This is a genomic window from Microcoleus sp. B5-D4 (assembly GCF_036705145.1).
In the GTDB taxonomy this organism is placed as follows: Bacteria; Cyanobacteriota; Cyanobacteriia; order Cyanobacteriales; family Microcoleaceae; genus Microcoleus.
This window is the reverse complement of sequence record NZ_JAUBTV010000043.1, coordinates 13,096-36,699: the sequence shown is the minus strand read 5'-3', so window position 1 is coordinate 36,699 and position 23,604 is coordinate 13,096. Positions and strand designations below refer to the sequence as shown.

Annotated in this window: 27 protein-coding genes; 14 read left to right on the top strand and 13 right to left on the bottom strand. The window is 45.0% G+C overall.

The genetic code is table 11. The features are described 5' to 3' along the window. Positions 1 to 105: 105 nt before the first annotated feature. The 4 genes from nblR to QUB10_RS19755 all read left to right on the top strand — a co-directional run bounded on the left by nblR (position 106) and on the right by QUB10_RS19755 (position 2,489). Positions 106 to 801, top strand: a complete 696-nt coding sequence (gene nblR / locus QUB10_RS19770) for a response regulator transcription factor NblR (RefSeq protein WP_333141600.1) — start codon at positions 106 to 108, stop codon at positions 799 to 801. Between the two features lie 131 nt (positions 802 to 932). Next, entirely contained in the window at positions 933 to 1,448 is a 516-nt protein-coding gene (locus QUB10_RS19765) for a DUF192 domain-containing protein (RefSeq protein WP_333204809.1), read from the top strand. Between the two features lie 497 nt (positions 1,449 to 1,945). Beyond that, complete coding sequence (locus tag QUB10_RS19760; protein WP_333204807.1) at positions 1,946 to 2,161, top strand: hypothetical protein; 216 nt, start codon at positions 1,946 to 1,948, stop codon at positions 2,159 to 2,161. Between the two features lie 112 nt (positions 2,162 to 2,273). Continuing rightward, a complete protein-coding gene (locus QUB10_RS19755) occupies positions 2,274 to 2,489 on the top strand; it encodes a DUF2949 domain-containing protein (protein ID WP_333204805.1) in 216 nt (71 codons plus the stop codon). Positions 2,490 to 2,548: 59 nt separating this feature from the next. On the opposite strand, the gene QUB10_RS19750 is transcribed toward QUB10_RS19755, so the two are convergent. From QUB10_RS19750 to trpC, 3 genes are all read right to left on the bottom strand, one after another. Further along, a complete protein-coding gene (locus tag QUB10_RS19750) occupies positions 2,549 to 3,706 on the bottom strand; it encodes an alanine--glyoxylate aminotransferase family protein (RefSeq protein WP_333204803.1) in 1,158 nt (385 codons plus the stop codon). A gap of 83 nt (positions 3,707 to 3,789) precedes the next feature. Then, positions 3,790 to 4,035, bottom strand: coding sequence for a DUF5340 domain-containing protein (locus tag QUB10_RS19745; protein WP_333055069.1), 246 nt, complete (start codon positions 4,033 to 4,035; stop codon positions 3,790 to 3,792). Between the two features lie 349 nt (positions 4,036 to 4,384). After that, positions 4,385 to 5,284, bottom strand: coding sequence for an indole-3-glycerol phosphate synthase TrpC (gene trpC, locus QUB10_RS19740; RefSeq protein ID WP_333204801.1), 900 nt, complete (start codon positions 5,282 to 5,284; stop codon positions 4,385 to 4,387). 106 nt (positions 5,285 to 5,390) lie between these two features. Between trpC and QUB10_RS19735 the strand changes: the two genes are divergently transcribed. Beyond that, a complete protein-coding gene (locus tag QUB10_RS19735) occupies positions 5,391 to 5,726 on the top strand; it encodes a DUF433 domain-containing protein (RefSeq protein WP_333090952.1) in 336 nt (111 codons plus the stop codon). Then, a complete protein-coding gene (locus QUB10_RS19730; protein ID WP_333204798.1) occupies positions 5,723 to 6,082 on the top strand; it encodes a DUF5615 family PIN-like protein in 360 nt (119 codons plus the stop codon). The genes QUB10_RS19735 and QUB10_RS19730 overlap by 4 nt, the downstream gene beginning before the upstream one ends. 218 nt (positions 6,083 to 6,300) lie before the next feature. Here QUB10_RS19730 and QUB10_RS19725 read toward each other — a convergent pair whose 3' ends face one another. Both QUB10_RS19725 and QUB10_RS19720 read right to left on the bottom strand, forming a co-directional pair. Further along, the gene (locus QUB10_RS19725) at positions 6,301 to 6,570 is read right to left on the bottom strand and encodes a type II toxin-antitoxin system prevent-host-death family antitoxin (protein ID WP_333204796.1); all 270 of its coding nucleotides are present in this window, start codon (positions 6,568 to 6,570) and stop codon (positions 6,301 to 6,303) included. A gap of 28 nt (positions 6,571 to 6,598) precedes the next feature. Continuing rightward, positions 6,599 to 8,062, bottom strand: a complete 1,464-nt coding sequence (locus QUB10_RS19720) for an NB-ARC domain-containing protein (RefSeq protein ID WP_333204795.1) — start codon at positions 8,060 to 8,062, stop codon at positions 6,599 to 6,601. 215 nt (positions 8,063 to 8,277) lie between these two features. Here QUB10_RS19720 and QUB10_RS19715 point away from each other — a divergent pair, with 215 nt between their 5' ends. The 4 genes from QUB10_RS19715 (at position 8,278) to QUB10_RS19700 (ending at position 10,837) form a co-directional block, all read left to right on the top strand. Then, complete coding sequence (locus tag QUB10_RS19715; RefSeq protein WP_333204793.1) at positions 8,278 to 8,505, top strand: hypothetical protein; 228 nt, start codon at positions 8,278 to 8,280, stop codon at positions 8,503 to 8,505. Positions 8,506 to 8,653: 148 nt separating this feature from the next. Continuing rightward, complete coding sequence (locus QUB10_RS19710; protein ID WP_333204791.1) at positions 8,654 to 9,052, top strand: hypothetical protein; 399 nt, start codon at positions 8,654 to 8,656, stop codon at positions 9,050 to 9,052. Between the two features lie 162 nt (positions 9,053 to 9,214). Further along, complete coding sequence (locus QUB10_RS19705) at positions 9,215 to 10,312, top strand: hypothetical protein (RefSeq protein WP_333204789.1); 1,098 nt, start codon at positions 9,215 to 9,217, stop codon at positions 10,310 to 10,312. Positions 10,313 to 10,435: 123 nt separating this feature from the next. Next, on the top strand, positions 10,436 to 10,837 hold the full coding sequence (locus QUB10_RS19700) for a hypothetical protein (RefSeq protein ID WP_333204787.1): 402 nt from the start codon (positions 10,436 to 10,438) through the stop codon (positions 10,835 to 10,837). A gap of 42 nt (positions 10,838 to 10,879) precedes the next feature. Here the strand turns inward: QUB10_RS19700 and QUB10_RS19695 are convergent, their stop codons facing one another. Both QUB10_RS19695 and lpdA read right to left on the bottom strand, forming a co-directional pair. Beyond that, entirely contained in the window at positions 10,880 to 11,068 is a 189-nt protein-coding gene (locus QUB10_RS19695; RefSeq protein WP_333204785.1) for a hypothetical protein, read from the bottom strand. Between the two features lie 149 nt (positions 11,069 to 11,217). Beyond that, the gene (lpdA, locus tag QUB10_RS19690) at positions 11,218 to 12,654 is read right to left on the bottom strand and encodes a dihydrolipoyl dehydrogenase (protein ID WP_333204783.1); all 1,437 of its coding nucleotides are present in this window, start codon (positions 12,652 to 12,654) and stop codon (positions 11,218 to 11,220) included. A 445-nt stretch (positions 12,655 to 13,099) separates the two neighbouring features. On the opposite strand from lpdA, the gene QUB10_RS19685 reads away from it, so the two are divergent. Further along, the gene (locus QUB10_RS19685; protein WP_333204781.1) at positions 13,100 to 13,378 is read left to right on the top strand and encodes a hypothetical protein; all 279 of its coding nucleotides are present in this window, start codon (positions 13,100 to 13,102) and stop codon (positions 13,376 to 13,378) included. A 257-nt stretch (positions 13,379 to 13,635) separates the two neighbouring features. Here the strand turns inward: QUB10_RS19685 and QUB10_RS19680 are convergent, their stop codons facing one another. The 5 genes from QUB10_RS19680 to QUB10_RS19660 all read right to left on the bottom strand — a co-directional run bounded on the left by QUB10_RS19680 (position 13,636) and on the right by QUB10_RS19660 (position 20,692). Beyond that, on the bottom strand, positions 13,636 to 15,921 hold the full coding sequence (locus QUB10_RS19680; RefSeq protein ID WP_333204779.1) for a lipopolysaccharide biosynthesis: 2,286 nt from the start codon (positions 15,919 to 15,921) through the stop codon (positions 13,636 to 13,638). A 180-nt stretch (positions 15,922 to 16,101) separates the two neighbouring features. Beyond that, entirely contained in the window at positions 16,102 to 17,679 is a 1,578-nt protein-coding gene (locus tag QUB10_RS19675; RefSeq protein WP_333204777.1) for a polysaccharide biosynthesis/export family protein, read from the bottom strand. Between the two features lie 129 nt (positions 17,680 to 17,808). Continuing rightward, entirely contained in the window at positions 17,809 to 18,528 is a 720-nt protein-coding gene (locus QUB10_RS19670) for a cyanoexosortase B system-associated protein (RefSeq protein WP_333204775.1), read from the bottom strand. Then, positions 18,528 to 19,403, bottom strand: a complete 876-nt coding sequence (crtB, locus tag QUB10_RS19665; protein WP_333204773.1) for a cyanoexosortase B — start codon at positions 19,401 to 19,403, stop codon at positions 18,528 to 18,530. Before crtB ends, QUB10_RS19670 begins: the two co-directional genes overlap by 1 nt. 149 nt (positions 19,404 to 19,552) lie before the next feature. Further along, complete coding sequence (locus QUB10_RS19660; protein ID WP_333204771.1) at positions 19,553 to 20,692, bottom strand: DegT/DnrJ/EryC1/StrS family aminotransferase; 1,140 nt, start codon at positions 20,690 to 20,692, stop codon at positions 19,553 to 19,555. Positions 20,693 to 20,879: 187 nt separating this feature from the next. On the opposite strand from QUB10_RS19660, the gene QUB10_RS19655 reads away from it, so the two are divergent. After that, a complete protein-coding gene (locus QUB10_RS19655; protein ID WP_333204769.1) occupies positions 20,880 to 21,917 on the top strand; it encodes an NADP(H)-dependent aldo-keto reductase in 1,038 nt (345 codons plus the stop codon). Between the two features lie 181 nt (positions 21,918 to 22,098). After that, a complete protein-coding gene (locus QUB10_RS19650) occupies positions 22,099 to 22,311 on the top strand; it encodes a hypothetical protein (RefSeq protein WP_333204767.1) in 213 nt (70 codons plus the stop codon). A gap of 69 nt (positions 22,312 to 22,380) precedes the next feature. Here the strand turns inward: QUB10_RS19650 and QUB10_RS19645 are convergent, their stop codons facing one another. Next, on the bottom strand, positions 22,381 to 22,578 hold the full coding sequence (locus QUB10_RS19645) for a hypothetical protein (RefSeq protein WP_333204765.1): 198 nt from the start codon (positions 22,576 to 22,578) through the stop codon (positions 22,381 to 22,383). 709 nt (positions 22,579 to 23,287) lie between these two features. On the opposite strand from QUB10_RS19645, the gene QUB10_RS19640 reads away from it, so the two are divergent. Next, a complete protein-coding gene (locus QUB10_RS19640) occupies positions 23,288 to 23,602 on the top strand; it encodes a hypothetical protein (protein ID WP_333204763.1) in 315 nt (104 codons plus the stop codon). Positions 23,603 to 23,604 lie beyond the last annotated feature (2 nt).

The window sequence follows — 23,604 nt, the reverse complement described above, 5'->3', positions numbered from 1 at the left end:
TCTCCCACTCTCCCATTCTCCCCCTCTCCCCCTCTCCCTCTCTCCCACTCTCCCTCTCTTCCTGAAGACGTGCTAGAACAGTTATGATCTACATCGGTCAATTCAATGGCTGCAATTACTCTCGATCGCAATCCCTGTGTCCTGCTAGTTGAAACAGACGAAGTTCTCGCCGGACACTTGAGTCTCGACTTAAAATCCTCCGGCTACGAACCGGTAGTGGCTTCTAATACCGCCACAGGCCAACATTTAGCTCATGAATTGCAGCCAGCTTTGATTGTAATCGATCGCATACTTGGCGCTGAGTCGGGGCTGTCACTGTGTTCTCACCTCAGAAGTATTGGCAATCGGGTGCCGGTGCTGCTACTGGTCGGTCGTGATACAGTTGACGATCGCGTAGCTTGTCTGGAAGCTGGGGCGGATGATTATTTTCTCAAACCTTACCGCACTGAGGAGTTTTTGCAGTTGGTGCGCTTGTATTTGCAGCCGGATAACAGCAGCAACGAACAATTGAGGTTTGGCGATTTAGTTTTGGATTTGGCCTCTAGGCGGGCCCTACGCAATGGACGGGCGATCGACCTGACGATGAAAGAATATGAGCTGCTAAAGTATTTGATGGAGCATCCCCGCGAGGTTTTGACTCGGGAACAAATTCTGGAAAATGTTTGGGGTTACGACTTTTTGGGTGAGTCGAATGTGATTGAGGTTTACATCCGCTATCTGCGGCTCAAGATTGAAGATGAGGGTGAAAAGCGCTTGATTCAGACGGTGCGCGGTGTTGGCTATGTGATGCGGGAAGCTTGAAGCAGTCTGTTGACAGTTGTCAGTTGACAGTTGTCAGTTGTCAGTTGTCATCACTCAACGCAGTCAACAGTCAACAGTCAACAGTCAATAATTGCCAATTGCCAATCTAAAATCTAAAATCTAAAATCATTATGAGTTATTTAACTAATTTGCTCGGTATTGGAGTAACTATATTTTTGCTGGGATGTTCGCCGACTTTACCGATCGCGAATGCTGGTGCTACTGGTATTTTGGCGGCTGAGTCTCCTACGGCGACAACATCGGGTCAAGTGCTGCCTGTTTCTGCTAGAGCTCGGATAGGCGATCGCCCAATCGAACTCGAAGTGGCGAAAACACCGGAACAGCAGGCTATGGGTTTAATGTACAGAACTTCTTTGCCGGATGACAGAGGAATGCTGTTTGAGTTTAAACCGGCGCGGCGGGTCAATTTTTGGATGAAAAATTGCAAGATTTCTCTGGATATGATTTTTGTCCGGGATGGGGTGGTTGAGGCGATCGAAGTTTCTGCACCTCCTTGTACTGAAGATCCTTGTCCTACCTATGGGCCCGATACTGCTGTCGATCAAGTTATTGAACTCCGGGGCGGGCGGGCTGCTGAACTCGGTGTCAAAAAGGGCGATCGTATTGAAATCGAGTTTTTCCAGTAAAACTTCGGACTGTTTCAGTAAGTAAAACCTGGAGACAGACAAAATCCCCCGGTTTGCATCGCCCAGAGCTCCCCCTACCTGCGGAATACCGACGAAAATTTAGAAACTTTACAAAAATTGATTAAATTTGTTAAGATATTAATGTAAGATTCAGTACAAACACCCAAAGATTTGCTACGATGTCGATCTCAGTCAGTCAGGACTTGAGCTTGTTTCCGGAAGCTGGAGATTCTTGGTCGCAGGTATGAGACGAGTCAGCGACTCGTTACCAATCCTGAGAGACGATACTCAGCCTCAAGGTGTAGCAACACGAAAAGAAATTCTTTGGAAGTTCTGGCGATCGAGCTAAATCTACTAAACCTATCTAAAGTAATATGCTACAAGCCAAGTTAATTGGCGGTAATTGGCAAACTTAACTTCTGGTAGCAGTTTCGGGTTTGAGCGAAATATCTAACTAATTTTGCCGAAGTAGATTTGCGGATTCTGCATTTCGGCAGATGAAGTTAAACTCTGAACCTGGTTTAGTAGTTTTAGGTAGCAGAATTTATTCTGATTCGCGCTGCAAAGATGCCGAGGTATTCAGCTTAGGTTCGATCGCGATCGCAACTCGATCGGGCCGACATCAGCAAAATTGCAAAACCTTTCACTTTTTGGGAAAGGTTAGCTTGTGCGCTCGCACTCAGCATTACGTTTGGCAGTTCAACCGCAAATAGCGTTTTAAAAGCTATCGACGGTAACAAGACAAATTTAAAACTGGCTTATTACTCATCAAAAACATCAGGTTCACATCAGAAAATGGTGTCCTATACTTAGAGGTGAAATCACATGGCACCCGCTACATACACTAGATTAATTCGATTTTTACAAGAAGATTTGGCAATTTCGCCCGCGTCAATTGCTGTCGCCGAACGTGTCGGCGATAACAAACAGCGGCAGCGTGATAAAGACCCGAATTCCTTGCCGATGGTTCTGTGGCAATACGGTTTAGTCACTCTCGAACAGTTGGATAAAATCTTTGATTGGTTATCCGAAGCATATTAAAAGGATTTTAGATTTTAGATATAAATAATCCAAAATCCAAAATCCTTTAACAACTAAGATTAGGATTCAGCCAAGAATTTGGCAGCAGCGGCAACGCCGGCACCAGGAGTGTAGCCTTCATGACCCAATTCTCGCAACACGACTTCTAAAGAGGAAATTGCTGCTAGAATATCGCGATCGCACACAAAGCCCAAATGACCGATTCGGAAGATTTTACCTTTCAAATGGTCTTGTCCGTCGGCGAGAGCAATGTCAAATCTCTTTCTCATCAAAGTCCGCACTTTTTGAGCATCTACGGATGCTGGCGGCATAACCGAAGTAATCGCAGGGCTGGCGGCATCGTCAGCAGCAAACAACGGCAAACCTAAAGCTTTTACAGCAGCGCGAGTAGTTGTCATCAACCGTTTGTGCCGCGCGAAAACATTTTCCAACCCTTCTGTTTTCATCATCTGCAGCGATGCTTGCAGGGCAAAAAACATATTGACAGGGGGAGTAAAAGGAGTGGTATTTTTGGCAGCGTCTTTGCTATATTTGCCCAAATCCAAATAATAGCGGGGCAGTTTCGCAGTTTTGTAAGCTTCCCAAGCTTTGGGACTGACTGCCACAAAACCCAAACCTGGAGGAATCATGTAAGCTTTCTGAGAACCCGAAGCAATGACATCGATTCCCCAAGCGTCCATCGGAATATTGACTGCGCCTAAGCTAGTAACAGCATCGACCATAATTAAAGCTTCACCGTGGGCTTTAACGTGGCGGTTGATGGTTTCGAGGTCGTTGAGGACGCCGGTGGAGGTTTCCGAGTGGGTGATGATGACAGCTTTGATTTGCTTCTCTGTATCTGCTTCGAGTTTTTCGCGGAAGTTTTCGGGGTCTAAAGGTTGGCCCCACTCGGCTTTAATAATTTCGGCGTTTAAACCGTAAGCTTCGGCGACTTCAGCCCAGCGTTCACCAAATTTGCCGTTGGTGCCGACTAAAACTCGATCGCCCGCACTCAAGAAATTAATTATCCCAGCTTCCATCGCGCCGGTACCAGAAACCGTTAAACTCAGCACGTCACTTTTAGTTTGGTGCAGCCATTTGAGGTTTTCGGTACATTCTGCAAAAATCCCGTCAAATTCCTTGCTGCGGTGGCCCATCGGGTGTTTTGCCATCGCTAACAAGGCCGCTTCAGGCACCGGCGTCGGGCCGGGAATCATCAGCATTAATTTGTTGTCCATGATATTGTCCTAAGTTTTCCTGTGGGAGTTATATAGAATAAATCAAATACGATACGATACGTCGCGTCGATACTCTAAGTTTTTTAACTTTTAACTCCCTTGTGGTTAATTTCATTTAGAGCCCAGCGATGTTCTACCGCTAAGTTCGATCGCTCGCAGCTTTGTTCTAATTGCTTTTGAATGGCAAGGGCTTTACGCAGTGTAATAATAAGTTGGTGAACTTGTTGCTGCTGCGGCGATTGTGGACTGACAGCAAACATCGTTTTGCGCTCTAACAATTGGAGTAGCAATTCATAATGAATGTACGAAGGAAGGGGGATTGGCTCCATGAAAGCTAACATACCTCAGCGAACCGATACCCCATTGCCATTGCATGAGGCATCACGGTGAACATTAGATGCCCGATTTTTTATTTGTTTTCTAACCGTCCAATAACCCCTGCTTTGCCGATCGAATATTCGGGGCTGGGGGCGTTGGACACGCTAAATCTTGCGATCGACAGGCTTACAGAATAGATTTAATTGCTTTCTGGCAAAATATTTCTATGCAATATAGCTTTCAGTGCTATTTCTTTTTTACAGTAGCGCTTGAGTCGATGCAGGCTAGAAATTCTCATTATTTACCTACTTAATCATTTTTTATCAGAATTAAGGGTGCTTTGTCAAGCGGTCTCGCCTTTCAGAGGCTGGGAGGGCGATCGGCAAGGGAGGCTAAAGCTGCGCCTGGATCGGGCTGCTTGACCAGAGATTCGCCGATGAGGACGGCTTCGGCTCCGGCGCTGGCAACTTGAGTTAGGTCGTCGGGAGTGTGGATTCCTGACTCGCTGACGATGAGGATGCCTTTTGCTTGGATTTCGGTTTGGCGGGAGGCTAATAGTTGACCCGTAGTTTCTAGGCTGACGGAAAAGTCTGCTAGGTTGCGGTTGTTGATACCGATCAGGGTAACGCCTTCTAGGGTTAATACTCGATCGAGTTCTTCGAGAGTGTGAACTTCTATTAAAGCTGTCATGCCCAAAGTCTTGACAATTTTCACGAAATATTGTAAGTCTTTGTCAGACAGAATGGCTGCGATTAACAATACAGCATCCGCGCCGTGAATCCGGGCGAGATAGATTTGGTAGGGATAGATAATAAACTCTTTGCAAAGTAAGGGTAAATCGACGGCGGCACGGATTTTAGCGAGGTTGTCGAAGCTGCCTTGAAAGAACTTTTCATCGGTGAGTACGGAGATGCAACTAGCGCCGTTTTGTTGGTAAGCTAGGGCGATCGCCACCGGGTCGAAATCTTCGCGAATTACGCCTTTGCTGGGAGAAGCTTTTTTAACTTCGGCAATGATAGCGGGTGTGGTTTTGCCGTTTTTAAGGGCGGCAAGAAAGTCGCGGATGGGCGGTGCAAACGGGAGTTTTTTGTGAAGATCGGCTAATGGGGTGCGATCGCGTTTTTGGGCGACTTCAGCTTCTTTTTCCCAGACGATTTCTTCGAGGATGTGCTGGGGTTCGGCGTCGGGTACGGCGATTTGGTAGCTGAGGTAGAGTACGGAGACGGATGTGCTGGGGGGACGACGGCGGATTTGAAGCATGATAGGGGGATAAAGGGCGATCGTAACAAGTTTCTATTATATAAGGTCGATCGCCCTTTTCAATTTATGATAAAATGCGATTAACTAAGTATTCGGAGATAAACCGATGCAATTAGAAGACTATTTTGAATTTCTCGACCCCGATGACATCCGCATCAAAGGACATCGGATCGGCATTGACGATGTAATTAAATATTACTTGGATGGATATTCGCCCGACCAAATTCTGGAAGAATTACCAAGTTTGAATTTAGAGAAAATTTACGCGACGCTAACTTATTATCTGCAAAATCGGAGGCAGATGGATGCTTATATGTTGCGGCTGGCGAAGTGGCGGGAAGAACGCTATCAGGAATGGTTGGCTAAGGAACCTTCTGATGTAGTAAAGCGTGTAAGAGCAATCAAAGCACAGCGAGAACAGGAGTTACTTCTACTCAAGTGAAAATTCGTTTTTTACTCGATGAAAATTTGCCGCCTAAGCTTAAAAGTGCTGTTTTAAAACTCCAGCCGGAGATAGATATTTTGCGAGTGGGCGACGCCAATGCACCGCCATTAGGAACCCTCGATCCAGAAATCATCAGCTATTTGGAATCATCGCAAAGGTTATTGGTAACGGATAACCGCAAAAGTATTCCCGGACATTTGGAGGAATATTGGGCGACGGGAGGACAAATTTGGGGACTGTTTTGGGTGCGTCCAAGTGCAAGTTTAGGCAGATGGGCAGAAGAAATTGTGATAGTTTGGGAGACTTCGGAAGCTGAAGAATGGATTGATAAATTGGATTGGATTCCATTATAAAAAATTGTTGATAAAGTGCGTGAAGCGTAGCTATCCTGTAGGGAATCGCACATTTTGCGGCTAAAATCCCTTCGCTAACCCGCAAGTCCGCCGGGGGTTGAAAACCCCCGTCTCATAGCTAAAGTCCTCTAAAAGAGGACTGAAAAGCCAATTCAATAAACAAAGGTCGATCGCGCATTCCCAAATTTTACCAAAAGGTCGATCGCACATTTCTAAGTTCAAAATAATTCGCTGACAGTCTGAGGTTTGACTGTTCTATCTTTTGCGTGTTTCAGGGCACTTAACAAGCGATCGGCGTTTTTGGGCGAGCGCAGTAGGTATACTGTCTCCAATAAGCTTGCCAACTCGTCAGCGGCAATTAAGGCTACGTTTTCGCCGTCAGAGCGGGTGATGATGATGGCATCGCGATCGCTGATGACTTGTTCGCACAGTTCAGCTAGATTGGCTTGAGCTTCAGTATAGGTTACTTGGGTTTGTGTGAGTGACATGGTTTTTGGCTTCCCAATACTAAGGATATTATAAGGGCGATCGGGCCTCTTTTTCTATGTTGGGGCGGGAATAGTTAGTTTTGACATACTCTTTTAGTATCGGGCAAAGGGTGAAAAATGTGCGATCGCCCTCCGGGATTTTTTCAATTAATGAACGCCGTCCCAAGGATTGCATCACTTTCAAAAATTGCGATCGAGATAATTGCAGATTCTCTGGCACTTTTGCGATTGAAACTGGCGCGGTTTCACTCGCTAGCCATGACATTACCTGTTTCTCCGACTCGGATAAGCGATTAAATGGCTGATGCAGTAAAGATTCTAAATCACCTAAAAATAGTGTATCATCCGACAAAAATTCCGATAGGCTGCCGTTAAACAAATCTTGAATCATTGTAGCAACTATTTTTAACCACAAGGGATTGCCTCTGTATTGTTCAATTAGTTCAGACAATTTGGCATCTTCAGTTAAACCTTTTTCTCTAATAATTTCCCCCGCTGCTGCACCTAAACCATTCAGTTGTAATGAGCGAATCGGCTGGTTTTTGCCTTCTAATGCGGCGATTTCTCTGGGTTTTTCGGAACCTATCAGGATTAAACAACTATTGTGAGATAATTCTCCTACCTGTCTGAAGAGTGTGCCGTAATCTTCATATCCAGGTTTATAATTGCCAGCGAGTTGTCCGCTGCTATTTACCATTTGTACGTCATCGAGTATCAGCAGACAGCGGTATTTTTGCAAGTAGTCCAGTAGGGGCAAACCCCCCGTGGTTGCCCCATTCTCTGGGACAACCACGCCGTCGGCATTTGGGGCGGGCACGGGGGCACCGCCCCTACTAAAGAATTGAATTATATTTGTTTGAAGTATTGACAGGGGTGGAGATGTGGCGAGACTTCGCCAGATGATGAAATCAAATTCATGTTTGATTTGTTGGACAAGTTGGGCGGCGATCGCGGTTTTGCCAATGCCGACTATGCCGTGTATGGCGAGTAGGCGACAGTTTTCGTGTAAAATCCACTGTTTGAGGGTGGTGAGTTCGGATGTGCGATCGTAGAAAATGCCAGACTTAGGCATTTCAGCTAAGAATTGACGCAAGTTTGGTTCAGTGTTGCCTTTGTTTAGAGGTTCTTCATCAATTGGTGAGTTGGGTAATTTTGGGGAATGTGAATTATTTTCACAGAAGTTGACGTTACCAATGTGTACAAAATCTTTTTTATTGAAGTTCCACACATTTGAGAATTTTACTTGCTCCAATCTGACTCTAAAATTGGATTTATTGACTTCTTCGCCTAATACTTCTGATAGTAGCTTCCATAATTCAGAGGCAATATCTTTAATGTGACCTTCACTACAGTGAAATTGATCTGCTATTTTTGAGTATTTCTGACCTTGTAAAGTTCCCCGCAGTATCACCTCTTGCAGATTGTCTAAGTGTTTTCCCGTATTGACAAAAACTAGGTCGTCTGCAATTTTTAATATTTCTTGAACGTCCATAGGTCGGTGGTGTAGGAGTTTTACCTATTATGTCCTACTTTATCCGACTTTTTCTAGCCTGACCTACTTTATCCGGCTTTATCCGACTTAATAAGCTAAAAGAAAATTAAAATTCCCTACTTGTTCCGACTTTTCCCGACTGTACAAAACGGAAAAGTTACGTTTAAATAATATTTAAATTAGGCATTCATTAAGTTTATTTCAACATAAATAACATGAAAGTAAGGCTATTAATTTTGGGGCTTTGCCTACCAGTAACGATTGGTATGGTGTTGTTGTGTAACGTCAAGCCATCGAAAGCTGGCTGGAATCGAATTGGTGGCAAGGGTGCGGGTCAATATATAACAGCTAATAATAATCAAGAACGTCAAAATAGCGGGTTATTCTTGATGGGAATAGGAATAGTAGGAGGTATTATAAGCGCTGCTCTTAAAAAACCATAAGCAACACCTATAGGGTTGTCAATAGGTAGTAATAGCTAAGGCGGTAAATCCTGTCTACTTAAACCTTCGCTATTAGTTCTAATTATTTTTCATTTACAGTCAAGGTTTGGAGAAGTTTCTCCTTAGAAAATAGAAGTAAAAAGCTAACATGGTAAAAAAAACAACCACCCCTAAAATCAAAGTAATTTCGGGAGTAATTACTATTGTTTTTCTCGTTATTAACATCAGAGGATATGTTAGGGCGCAGCTAAACCTTCCTCCTATAAACTTCAATTCTCAGGAGCAGTTGCGTCCCCCATCAGGGTACAACCCGTTCGATCATTCTTTGGAAAAAGATATGATTTACCAGCGACAGCTTGAGTCAAATCGGCAGCAATGGGCAAACAATATAAATGCTCAAATGTATGCTTACGAGCAAAACGACAATTTAATAGAAAAGTTAGATGTGCTATTTATGTTTCTAGCTATCGCTAGTAGTGGTGGCTGGATCTTCTATTGTTCTAAAGTTAAAGGTAAAAACCCTACAAATGATAGCAATCAAGAATAACCATCACTTTTAATACTTAATTGAACGTTTATATGTCCTTAAAAGCTGGCTTATTCTCGATATTAGCCTACCTTATTCGACTGGGATACAGATTATTTCAACAAAAATAATCTTTATACAGATGATTGCTATCGCTCTAATTTAGTTAAATTTCTAACATTTATGAATACTTACCCAGTGATTTTGTATCCACTTTCTATTGAGAAAGCTTTGGCAAGCTTACCTCCAGTACCAGAACCACCTAAAGTTTTTCCTCCGCCAATACTTCAACTACTACCTAAGCCAGAAGAACCAGAAGTTTTTATTGAATCACCTCCTGTCAGGATAAAATTAATTCCATTATTTCTTTCTGAACTAGGAGTATCTATAATCAGTGCCTTAGTTGGTAGTGCTAGTAATAGCATGGGAGCCGGATGGACTTTTTTTATAATGTTAACATTAGGAGTGTTTGGGTTTGGTTATACCCAGGTTGAAAGCTATCCTATCAGACTTAGCCAATATCGGGAAGAACTAGCAGCTTACCAGGAAAAACGAAAGAGTTATCCTAAAATTATTAAAGACTGGGAACAATCCATACATCAAGAAAAAATTAAACATAAGAAGTTGCTTGCTGAAGGGGAACGTCAAAAGCAAGACTTAGAAAGAATCTACCAACAGGAAGTTGAAAACTTACGAAATCCCCAAAAAGTCAGTGATTGGAGGATGGAATCTTGCAAAAAAGAATTTTCATCACTTAAACCCCAAAAGTTTGACATAGAACCAGCAGAAGACAGAAGAGGATTCACAGAATTCCCTGATAATTGTCGATTTCCTAACCTGCTCAGAAACTATTTTGGTGATGATAAAATATTCATCTTAAAAATGGTAGTGTCTTACACACCAGATTTTGCCTATGTTGATCCTGAAAACAACTGGTTTTCAATAGATATTGAAATAGATGAACCATACACCCCACGCCAATATCCTAGGAATTATCCGTTGATACCAACTCATTGTATAGGTCAAGACGATAACCGTAACTACTTTTTTCAAAAGCGTGACTGGTATGTAATTCGTTTTAGCGAAAGACAGGTATTTCTTTATCCTGAAAGTTGCTGCAAAGTGATAGCTAAAATAATTTATGAAATTACAGGTGACGAATCAGTTTTTAGGCGGTTTGATAAGATTCCCGACTTACAGCCAGAACCATTGTGGACAGAAAATGATTCCATAAATAAAGCCGAAAGGCAAGAGAGATTAAATTATAGGCAAGTCATGTAACCTGGTCGTCCCAGCCTCACAATCAGAGAATTTATGGAAAACGAAATGCTGAAAAGAGCTAAAAGGGATTGAAGTGCGATTGCTCTTTGGTATAATCAAAGAATCCCGATCGCACACAACCCAATGGAATCTCTACCCAATAATTGGGATGAACTTGCTAAAATCTTAGAACCTATTCATATAAGTCTCCTCGCAACCCAACATTTAGAATCCTGTAATTACAAAATACGCGGTTATTGGGATAGTAATAAGTTTTATGAAGAGATAGCTTTCATTCATCCAATCTGTGCTGAGTTGATCGGGCGATCGATCGGCACAAATATCATCAACAACCATCCCACTTCTCACTGGATTAAGCTTAAATTTTTACTCAAAGCCGATTTATCTGATAGCGAAAATAACTTGGTTAGCGATGGCGATGATGAAATTGGCGAAGTGACTCTGATTTTAGATGCCAACTTCAAAGTGATTGATGAAAACTGGCTGATTGATATCGAATCTCCTTTTGTTGTTGCTAAGATTTAGCCATATTTTGAGCATTCTGCCTAAAGTGCGATCGCCCTCCCATCATTTATAACAAATATGAGCATTAACGATAAACTTAAAAACATACTGATGCAACTTCGATCGCACTTCGAGTAACTCTACGGCGATCGCCTCACCCAAATGGTACTCTACGGTTCCCATCTCCATAAGCCTTTGACGGGCGCGCCGGATGCCCACCCACAAAAAACTTACTCTTTGTGGAACAGGCATCTTGCCTGTTCTGGAGAATGCTAAAAGATGCAATTGCGAGCACTTTTATCTCCTTTAACTTGCTCTACCACCGCCCTAAAACAGAATACCGAAATCCCCGACTTATTCAACAAGTCGGGGAGATAAAACAAGAAAACAGCCCCTACAAATTAATGACTACCCGCTCCAGCCGCCCGTTTAAACGCCTCATCCAACACTTCCGAAAGCGTCGGGTGAGTGTGAACTCGGAATGCTAAAGTGTTCACAGAATCGCGCTGGGCGATCGCATTTGCCGCTTCCTGAATCAAATCCGAAGCGTGCAAACCGAAAATGTGAACTCCCAACAACTCCCCAGTATCTTTCCGGTAAATCACCTTAGCCATACCGTCGGTTTCACCCTCCGCAATAGCCTTAGAATTTCCCTTAAAATAACTCTTGACAGAACCGACCTCAAACCCTTCAGTTTTTCCTAACTCCTTCGCCGCAGGTTCAGTCATCCCCACATAGCTAATTTCCGGGTGAGTAAACGCCGCCGCCGGGATACTCAAATAGTCAACTTCGCGAGCTCGCCCGCAAATATTTTCCACCGCAGCAATTCCCTGAGCAGACGCAGAATGCGCTAACATCATCTTGCCATTAACATCGCCGATCGCCCACAAATTTTGCACCGGTTCTCCCCCCGCCAAAACCTGCATCTTATCGTTAACTGGGATATAACCGCGCATCGTTTCCACGCCAACAGTTTCTAACCCCAAATTCTTGCTCACCGGAACCCGACCAGTTGCTACCAAACAAGCATCAACTTCCAAAACTTCCACAACTTCCTTAGTTTTGAAATCAGCTAATTCAATAATGACCGGCGAACCAGGAATAATCTTCTTAGCCAACAACCCAACTTTTGTTTCAATATCGCGGGGTGCAATTAACACTCGTTCTGCCAACTTAGCAATATCCGGGTCAAAAGTCGGCATCAACTGATCTAGAGCTTCAATCATCGTAATTTCGCAGCCCAGGGCTGTGTAAATATCCGAAAACTCCAAACCGATATAACCGCTGCCAATAATTGCAATCCACTTCGGGAGGGATTCCAACCTGACAGCATCATCGCTGGTAAATACAGTTTTGCCATCAATTTCTATCCCAGGGGGGACGAAGGGAACCGAACCGGGAGCGAGAATAATATCCTTGGCGGTAATAGTTTTCTCGCCTTTATCGGTTTCGACGGTAATTTTTTGAGCACTGGCAATTTTGCCCCAACCTTGGATGACATCGACGTTCAAACGTTTGAGGCTGTTGGTCAAGTCGCCACGAAGTTTGCTAACAATAGTATTAGCGTGATTGGCGATCGCCCCGCGATCGAAATCCACACTCCCCAACTGAATGCCCAAAGTCTTCAGGTGGTGGGCATTCCGCAAATCTCGCACTCGCCCGGAAGCTGCCAACAGCGCCTTAGAGGGAATGCAGCCGCGGTTGACGCAAGTCCCCCCCATATCGCCCGCTTCGATAATTGCCACTTTCAGCCCGCAGCTAACCGCGTGTATGGCCGCGCCGTGTCCGCCCACGCCAGCGCCGATAATTGCTAAATCGTAATCAAATCCCTGAGTCACCTTAAAATCTCCTAATGCCTTTGAAATCTTAGGACTCAAGCAAAAAACACCGTCTCTGGGTCCTTTCGGGGTGGCGCGTTGCCATCGCAACCCTTGAACAGCGGTAATAGTTGCATAAGTCCTGTCTCCTTATTCTCGACTAGACTAGGGTTAATTAGACAACGAAAGAGCCGTAACTGAGATTTTTTCAGGGTCGATGATTTTGAGCTGGGTCTGCACCAAGTCTCAAATCACTCAGTAGGCGGGTGTAGAGTTAAATATAGTTTGAAGGCTGACAATGCCCGCAGCAGGTTTTATATGGGGCAGCAAGTTCAGCCACAGGCATTCCCATCGCCCGGTTAAATTCTGTCCTCCTGCTTGTTTTAGTCGGTTTTCATGTCTAATATCTGCACGCGCCGGGGCGGACAGAGTTTGTTGGCAAATTTTAGACCCTATGGAGTGGCTTATGACGGATGACGATGACCAGAAAGATTTACGCCGGGCCTCGGCTCAATCATTTTTTGAGTCCCTGGATGAATTGTTCGATTCTATAGAATCGAACAGCACTCAAGTTGCACAACCTAAATCTCCACCGCCTCCGGCGAAGTCTTCGAGTCAGTCTTCGAGTTTGCCGAAGAAGACTAGACCTGCGAAAATTAATTTGTCGGATTTTGAAGATGCGATCGCCGATTTGGAACAGTTTATCCAGAAAAAACACTCCAAACGCCCGGAATCCAATCAATAGTGCGATGACACATTTTCAAGTAATGACTGTGGACTGTTGACTGTTGACTGTTGACTGTTGACAAGCGAAAAATTTTAGACCGAAGTTCCAGCTCCCAGATTCATCTGTGGAGTCAATTTTTAAATCTAAAATCTACAATCTACAATCTAGAATCGACTGGCTATTAACGGTGCTTTAAGCTTAAGCTGCTTATGTCGCCGCCTACAATATATTCATATTTCGTTGAGGATTGAGTTACAAGAATCAAGCCAAATAAATTATCTCAATTTACTATTAATAGCCTTGTTTTTAGGCTTTGAGTGCTGCGGTAATTGCCTCGATCGCACTTCGATCGCCCGATCGCCGATCGCACTCAAAGGCAACTCCAATTCATCAATATCAATATCATTGCGGAACTTCACCGGAATATCAGCACCGTTAATAATCGCTCCCAACAGCCGCAGCCCAGATTTATGCGACTCGTCCTCCTCAGATTCCTGCAACTGATCGGCAGCCTCAGACAACATACTAGACAAAGTGTAACCAGGCCGCGCCACCAAAATCATACCATCCGTGTACGGTTCCAGCGTCAGCGCGTCGTTGCACTCGCTCAAAGCCGGAGAATCCACAACCACAAAATCAAAGCGGTTGCGAACATCCTCAAACAATCTCCGCATTTCGCTGGATTCTAGTACGGCGGAGGCTTGCCGCAAAAAGCCGGGACTCGGCACAACGTATAGGTTCTCTACCTCTGGAACCAAAAGAACGCACTCGCTAATATTGCCGTAATAGTGCAAAGGTTCCACAGTCGCCAAAGGATCAGCAGCAATTTTCAAAGATTCAACGTTAGAAGGCGATCGCAAATCTGCTTCAATTAGCAAAGTCCGTTTACCCGATCGAGCCGATACAATTGCCAAATTGTAAGCACTAAAACTTTTCCCCTCCAAAGGCGCCGCCGAAGTCAGCAACACCACCTTCACCGGTTTGTTCCCGATCCGGCGCAAATTAGTACGCAACCGCTCGTAAAATTCCAAATAGGGAGAATTTGCCTCCAAGGCGAGTGGCATTATTTCATCGCCGTAAGAATCAAACACCGTCACTTCAGGCAAAACTCCCAGTATCGGCACTTCTTTTTCCACCAATGCCGCCCGCACTTCTTCCCAACTATAAAACTTGCCGTTGAGCATCCCCAACAAAAATATCAATCCGCCGCCCAGCAGCAATCCCACAAATCCGCCCACCGCCAGCATCACGGGCAAACCTCTCTTGTTTGACTCAACGTCATCAGTTTGGGGCAATTGGGCTATTCTCAAACTCCCCGTTGTCTCAACTACCGCCGCCTCAGCATCTACCAAAGCCGACTGCATCTTGTCGTAGAGAGCTTTTTTGAACCCCACTTGCTGGGCTAACCGCGCTTGTTCTAACTGCTTGTTGGGGATTGTCGCGTGTTCCCGACGCAATAGCTGTTCAGTTTTCTCGATTCCTTGGAGTTGCTGTTGCACCGTATCCCGCTGCGTTTGCAAAGCAATCAAAGTTTGAGCTAACTGCTGTCTGGCCGGATCTAAAGAAGAGTCTACCCGAATTCGATCGGCACTTCTGAGCGGGGCCGCCACCCCGTTACCGCCGAGTACCTCAGATTGCCTCTGCTGCAACTGCTGCTCAAAAGCTTGTTTTTGTTTGAGCAATTCTACAATTTTCGGGTGTTCCTCCTGCAAGTCGCTGCGGAGAATTTTGAGCTGAGATTCGATCGAAAACAATTGCACTCGCAGTTGGGCAATAATTGGATCGGCAGAGAGTGCTTGAGCGACGTAAGCTTGCTCCACATTCAATCCCAAGCGATCCTGCAAACTATTAATTTGAGCTTCAATTCCTCCCAACTGCACGCGGAGTTGCCGCTGCTGCTGTTGGCTGCTGGTAATCGCTAGCGGCAAAGCACCGCTCTGAGCTGCTAAAATTGAAGTTCCTTCTCGTTTTTCGTAGGCTTCAAGTTTTGCTTCCGTGTCTCTGAGTTCCTGCGTTACTTTCGGCAAACGCTTGTTAATTTGGGCGATCGTGTCACGCAGTCTAGAAGTATTAATACTTTTGCTGTGTTCCACCATTTCGTACATCAGCGTCTTTACTACCGCTTCTGCTTTTTGGCGATCGCCATTTTTGTACAATACTTGAATCAAAGCGCTGGGGTCATTATTCTTACTGGGCATCTTGATCTGCACGTCTTTTACCAGCTTGTCCGTCAAAACTTCTATTTCTGTTCCCTCTTCTTTTTGGCTGATTTTTTTTTCTGCTTTTATGAGTTTTTTTGCTGCTGGTTCAACCACCATTTTATTCAGCAGCATATCTTTAGTTATTTCTTGTCCTTCCTGTTGAATTTTAGTAGTAGTAGATGAAAAAATCACGCTCGGTCTGTCGTAGGCCAGCGTACCTATTGCAACGTAAACTGGCGCAGGCTTTGGCTGCAGGGCTACTACTCCCGACACGCCCACAGTCACCGCGAGAGTAGCCAGTCCCACCCACTTGTATTGGTCGAAAGCAATTAAATAACGTTTAACAACGGATAAAGTCATGACGATTTTAGATTTTAGATTTTAGATTTTAGATTGTTAACGATAACTAATGATTGCGGACTAATTCTACAAATCCCCCAAAAACCTTAGAACTTTCGGTCTGTGATTAAAACCCATATCGCATAAGTCATTCCCCATCTCAAATCGAAAATCGAAAATCAAAAATCGAAAATAGTATGACTACCTATCATTACGTGACGGGCCGAACAAATCTGTTACCCCATTTCTCAACTGCTCAAAGAACAGAATAAATCCCAAAGTATCGCGAAATGGTCGAGTAAAAGTGTTGAGTACATAACCAATGCGCTCTACCAAATTCCTACCAATCACAATCACATCATTATCTTCGAGCATCGGGTTCTGAGAAACATTGCCCTCCAAAGCAGCTTTAGCATCTATCGAACGGTTGATTGTTCTACCTTGCTTTTCGTCGAACCGAATCAGGGCTATTTTCCGCAAGTCAGCAAGATTAACAGGCAAGTTGTTGAGAGCATCCAAAAACCTGCTGCCATTTTCAACGTAGAACGAGGTCAAACCACCACTAGCGTAACTCAAAACTCGAACGTAGATCCTGGGCTTAATCAGAGTAGACCGCGAAACCAGAGCTTTATCGTAGTCTAGGTTTTTCGTACTAGCGTCCAATTCCGGGATGACAATCACATCTCCCGATGCCAAAGGAAAATCGAACAAATCTTTACCGTTTGCTAGGGGAGTGTAGAGGTCGATTGGTTCCTCCACAGACGAGCCGTCCATTAGCGTCCGCCGCACTCGCACCTCCCGCAAATCGGCTTTTCCCGTGACTCCCCCCGCAGTCACCAAAGCAGCCGAAATTCGACCAGAACCCGCCGGAAGCGTGTAAAAACCAGGTTTGCTGACTTCTCCGGTGACAGTGACTTGGACGGGGACAGCAGCCGCAGCGAGGCTGTACCTCGATGCTAAATCTTGATCGGATTTGCGATCGGGCGTAACCTGTTTATACGGTACGACGATCGCATCTCCATCTTCCAAACGCAAATCCGGTGGAGCAATACCAGTTTGCAACGGTGTCAAAATATCAACAACTTGCTCCGCGACAGCACCGGAAGGCAGAGTCCGCCGCACCCGCACCCCCCGCAGTTGGGCCGTAGGAGTAGTCCCAGCAGCCGCCGCCAGAGCTGCAGGAAGCTGGGGGGTTTGCAGCGGATAAAAACCCGGTCTGGCCACCTCCCCCGTCACCGTCACCACTACGGGGCGCTGAACCAGCAAAGCAGCCGAGACTTGAGGATTTTTGATAAATTGGCCAAAGCGCTCCCGGAGGCGCTGCTGTGATTCTTCGACGGTAAGACCGCGCACATTTACTGTTCCGATTAGTGGCAGTACAATTACCCCTTCAGGGCTGATTGCACCTGTAAAACCTAGCTCAGGGAAGCGCTGAACTTGAACAGAAATCTGGTCTCCCGGGCCCAGGCGGTAGGGCCGATTCCGAAAAGCTGGGTTAATATCCCGGTTGAAATTAGCAGGCGGCGGTGGCGGTACAGGCAATGGCGGTGGCGCCACAAGTCGCTCGGAACCAGGAACAACAGATTGAGCTAAAGCCGTTTCCGAAAAATTTTTGCTATTAAAACCCCAGAATACAGCAGCAAAAGATAGAGTCCAAGCCGTTGAATGCAGGCCTGCCAAGGAAAGAGCGAGGCGATTTTTAATAGTGGATTTTCCCCGCATTTTCAGAGGATTTAAAAAAGTATTATTTTGAATAATGACCTGATTTGTAAGTTTCATTTAAATAGAGCGACGATAAAAAACAATAAGATATTTTAGGGGCGAGTTGAATCCGGATATTTACTAGGAAGCAGTTGATTTTGGCAAAAGCCGCCCACCCCCTAGGCCGATTTATTTGCACCTACCTGCTTACTGAAAGCGAAAAGTTTCTGTAATTAATTTAGCCTGGACACTTTCGGCAAGAGATTCGAGCAATGGTTGAGCTATCTTAATGTCGCCCTGCGGTTGAATGGGAAGGATGATACTGACAGCAACCCAAGAGGCGCGGCGGTTCGACAGTCTAGCAATGCTGTCTTCCCAAAACCAGCGACTGGTTGCTGGAGAACCCCCGTTAGGCCAAGCGTACCACTGCACGACAGCAAAAGTTTGTTGGCGAGTCCAACTTCGGAAAAACCTCGCCTCGACAGTAGGCGGTGGCTGGTCGGGTATTGGTGCTAATTTAACTGTAAACCTCAAAGTGCGATGAGAATCGGTTTGCCACCGGTGAAATCCATCGATATCTAGCCATTCCACTTGGGGCTGGTTTTTGGGGTAATTTTGAGGCAACAGCAATAAAATGGCAATTGTTTGATCCTTTTTAATTTCTTGAACTAACCATCGGTGAGCGCCAATTTGGACGTTATTCTGAACGCCTATAACCTGCCACCCAGGAATTTTTATCCCGTTTTGGCGCAAACTTCTTAATTGCTTAAGGTTGGCCAGGGTTGGCGGGTTTGTCCAAGGCCATCTTCCGGTCGCGTAGCCGGGAATTGCTACAGCCCCAACCAATACCAGCAAAAACACCAGTACCATAATTTTAGATAATTGATACCGCCGCAGTAGTTTCTGTGCTGAAATCATCTGTTTCATTAATTGCCAGACTGATTTGGGAAATACTTTTCCATCCCGTTGAGGAGAAGTACCAATAACCCTAGTATACAAGCAGAATACAAATCTCCGCCCCATCCGGCGTGTAGCCAAGTAAAAAGCGCCTCTCTGTCGGTTCCGTGAAAGTAAGTTAGCAAAGTATTGCGAAAAATGTTGGAACTGATGCTAATAATGGATGTAATCACTAAAAACAAAAGGCTTTTTTTGCGAGAGTTCCAAACTCCCGTCCAATCCAGCAGAATTAAGCTGACGTAAAGACTGGTAAACAGCATTTTTAAGCCTGCACAGTGCGGAGCAACTTCTACAATGCGCTCGTTCACGTACAGATAAATTTCTTCCACTCTGACGTTGATACCAACCTTAATTAATATCCAGCCTGATGCTTCAGCAATGAATTGCTGCAACGGCAAGGCGTAGGGTTCTATGAGGTAAGGAATGTGGTTGGGCGAGGCCAGAAATACGAATAAAAGCGGCATCGCCTGCAATTGCAAGCCGGGAATTCCTTTTAAAGATAAGCAAATGCTGGCCAGCATTACGGGCAGGGATAAATTTACTAAATCGCTCAAGCGACTCAGATAAAAAAGCGTGGCTAGTACCAGCAAAAAGCCTCCCAAAGGATGCGGTGAGTTGGGTAAGCTGCGCCAGCACTTTCGGTTCGTCCAAGCAATATAAGCTGCGTAGGGCAAACCAATTAGTCCGTGGCTGAAATATTCGTGTTCGAGGCTGATGCTTTTGTTCAACCAGCCGTCGTACCAATGTACTAGCAGGGGGGCGTACAGCAGCACTAGGAGCACCGTGATACTTTCCCCCAGGAGGTATCGCTTGAAAACAATGCGAATTTTGCGCTGGATGTGCATGGTTTGAGAAGTTTTAAGATTGCCGCGCTGGATTCGCAACGCTTTGGGGTTTTGAACTGTCAGTTAAAGATTTGTTAATTCGCCACAAAAACGCTTTGAGAACCGCACCCTACTGCTTGAAGCACCTGCAGCATTAGTTTGATGAACAATTAGCAATTCAATGATAGTACGATCGCCCGAACAACTTGCTCGATCTGAGTATTGCTCAATCCGGGATACATTGGCAATGATAAAATTTGTTGGCACAGGGTTTCTGCATGGGGGAAGTCGCCCGGATTGCCTAAGTTTTGGTAGGCGGGTTGCAGGTGACAAGGTATGGGATAGTGTATACCTGTTTGAATGCCGTGTTGAGCGAGTTTGTCCTGAAGGGTGTTGCGGTCGATCGAGCTTTTCTCAGTAATTTGGATAACATAGAGGTGATAAATGTGACCGCTGCTGCTGTGGTTGGCGATCGGTACAATGCCTTTGTGTTTCAATGGTGCTAATAGAGTATTGTAGTGTTGAGCAGCGTCGGTGCGATCGCGATTCCATTTTTCTAAGTAAGGTAATTTAATATTGAGCACGGCGGCTTGCAAATTGTCAAGGCGGCTGTTGCTACCAATTTCTGTGTGCAAATATTTGCTGGGTGCTCCGTAATTGCGGAGAGTTCGCATTTTGTCTGCGAGCTCTGCATCGTTAGTAATTAACATCCCGCCGTCGCCAAAAGAACCGAGGTTTTTGCTGGGATAAAAGCTGAATGCTGCTGCTTTACCAATGGAGCCCGCGCGGTATCCTTCTCTCTCGGCTAAGTGCGCTTGGGCGGCATCTTCAAATATGATTAAATCGTGGCGCTTTGCAAAATCTAAAAGCTGGCGGGGCGATACCATTTGACCGTAGAGGTGTACGGGGATAATTGCTTTAGTTTTCGAGGTAACTGCTGTTTCGGCTGCTGTGAGGTCAATCAGGGCGGTTTCCGGGTCACAATCTACAAGAATAGGTATAGCTTTGGCTTCGAGGACGGCGATCGCGGTGGCGATAAAAGTGTTAGCGGGTATGATAATTTCGTCGCCCGGATTAATGCCGCAAGCTTGGAGTCCCAGAGCGATCGCATCTGTTCCGCAAGCCACTCCTACGCCGTATTTTACTCCAGAAGCTGCAGCAAATGCTGTTTCAAATTCGGCGAGGGCTTGGCCTAAAATAAAATCTCCTTGCTCGATAATTTTTCCAATTGTTTCTGTTATTTGAGATTGGATTGGTTGGTGTTGCAGGGAGAGGTTGACAAATGGAACTTTTGGCGGGCGACTACTCATACATCAGAGGAATACGAATTATTTATATTAACATTTAAGTTCGGATATCTTTGATTTTTTTAACCGCAGAGGGCGCAGAGAGCGCAGAGGAAGAGAGGAGAAAGCCTCGCGCACTTTTCTGGAGCTTTCAATTAAATCAAGGTTTTTCTGTAATATAGAATCAGATATTTTTCCCGCAATCAAACTCATGGAATACAAAAAACTAGGCGACAGCGATTTATCAGTATCTGAAATCTGTTTGGGTACGATGACTTATGGCCAGCAGAATACCGTTGAGGAAGCGGCCCAACAGCTCGATTTTGCGATCGATAGAGGAATCAACTTTATCGATACGGCGGAAATGTATCCTGTCCCTGGAAAGGCGGAAACTCAGGGAAAAACAGAGGAATATATCGGCGAGTGGTTGGCGAAGCAGCAGCGGGATAAAGTCATTATAGCGACTAAAGTGGCGGGCAGAAGCACTCGCTTAAAGTGGATTCGGGAAGGGAAAAATCAGATCGATCGCCCAAATGTCGAAAAAGCCCTGAATGACAGCCTGAAGCGCTTGCAAACTGACTACATCGACCTCTATCAGATCCACTGGCCAGACCGCTACGTGCCCTTATTTGGTGCGCCGGATTACGACATCGCCCAAGAACACGAAACTGTACCGATTTTGGAACAGTTAGAGGTATTTGCTGACTTGATTAAAGCTGGCAAAATCCGCTATTTAGGTTTGAGTAACGAGACGCCTTGGGGAGTTTGCGAGTTTTGCACGTTGGCTGAAAAACACGGTTTGCCGAAGGTTGTTTCGATTCAGAATGCTTTCAGTTTGAGCAATCGGACATTTCACCTAAATTTAGCAGAAACTTGCCGTTTTAAGAATGTGGGATTGATGGCTTACAGTCCTTTGGGGTTTGGGCTGTTAACGGGTAAATACTTGAATGGAATTCCCGAAAATTCCAGGTTGGCTTTATTTGCGGGATTTGGTCAGCGTTACGATAAAACTAATCTGAATGATGCGGTGAAAGCGTATGTTGAGATTGCGGGGAAACATGGGATAAGTCCGGCGCAGATGGCTTTGGCGTATGTGCGATCGCGCTGGTTTGTAACTAGCACAATTATCGGTGCAACCAGCCTCGAACAGTTGGAGGAAAATATCGGTAGTTTGGAGGTGAATTTGGATAAGGATATCATAGCGGAAATCAATGCGGTGCACGCTAAGTATCCGAATCCGACACCGTAAGTTTATTAGTAGGTTGGGTTGAGCTAACGAACCCTACGTTTCACTTCGCCCAACTTACTACTTTAATATGCGAAAATTACATAAACAGAACTTACGCACTCCGCCAAAGAAACCGGGTTTTTTACTGCATCTGCGGGCTCTAACGAAGTTTTCTCGCAAAAAACCCGGTTTCTGAGTTCTCATGCGTAACTCCTATTTGAGGAAGTTTGAAACTTCTGGTTGGGAAAAGGTTTTTGAATGCGATCGCACTCAAGTATTAGATGTGCTGAGAGGTTTTCTTGAGGAAGTGATGCAGCTAGCTGTAGATAAAGGTTACATCACGCTGGAAGAGAAGGAGGAATTTATTCGTCCGGCTTTTGCTAGCAGTACGGATGCTGTGGTATTGAGTAAGTAGTTGGTTTTGGTGGTGTTTTGGGCGATCGACCTTTTTGTGGTTAATGAATATTTTAACCTTGTTTAAAATCTAATCCCAGCGCTGGGATTGGCGATCGCACTTTTTGTTGTCAATGAATATTTCAACCGCAGATGATGTACGGGCGAGACGCCCGTACCACAAATCATGTACGGGCGTCTCGCCCGTACCACAATGAAAGAGGATGTTTTGGGCGATCGTTCTTGACGCAGAGGAAATGGGAGAGAGGGGCGATCGAGGCCATAGCATCCCAAACTCAACAATTTTTCAAGTCAAAAATCCCATTGCTGGGAATTTTCCCGATTGGATCGCCTTCGCCCCAAGCCCCAGCCAATTGCTGCTATCCCTGGGAATGTTTGGTCAGTTATGACAAAGATCGAGGACAGTGGTTAAAAGATCGGGATTAGTTAAATGCTAAGCCATTAATACCTAAGTATCCGGGTAAGTACATTAATTATAATATTGGATATTTCAAATATCGCTCTGAGCCTTTTTCACAATAGTCAGCTAGGCTGAATTATTTAATTATCAAGCTTTTGATAGTCACATATACACATTCTAATCTCTCATATTATCTTGGCCAACCGGGATATATTGAGAGATTATAACCTTTAAATATTATCCTAAATTTTCCTATTTTGGGGTTGCCAATGTAAGTTTATTAGTGTAGAGTGGGAGAGTGCAAGACAGAAGAAATAGTCCTCACCCCAAGTGTAAGAACGATAACCCTTTAATGTCTTGTATTTGTCGTAATACTGAATCCTTGACTCCTGAACTTTGAAATTTGAAAATCTTTGCTCTAAAGTCTTGGATTTTTGGCAATACCGAATCCTGTGTGATACGGAAAAGCCCCGCCTGAAGTAACGATTCAGACAGAGGCCTTGCTTTAGCTAGACAACTCCCGGTGGTTGACATCTCAACTTCAGACCACCACAAGTTCACCTAACTATGGAAATATATGTCCCACAATTATACTTCACAATGCGAGTCGTTGTACACCAACCTTCGGCGGACTCAGAAAACCCTCTCTGTTTTGGCGGAATCGAACCGCGCTTTGGCGAAGTTGTACTGCGCTTTGGCGGAGTCGCACCGCGCTTTGGCGGAGTCGCACCGCAGTGTGCTTGAGGAAAAGGAAGCACAGGATGAAACTATTAAAGACCAGCAACAGGTAATAGATGACTTGAATCGCAAACTTGATTGTCAGCCAAATTACTGCGAAAACGATGGTTCATCAAACTGCGCAATGTCACGATCGCGAATATGTTACGGATAGAC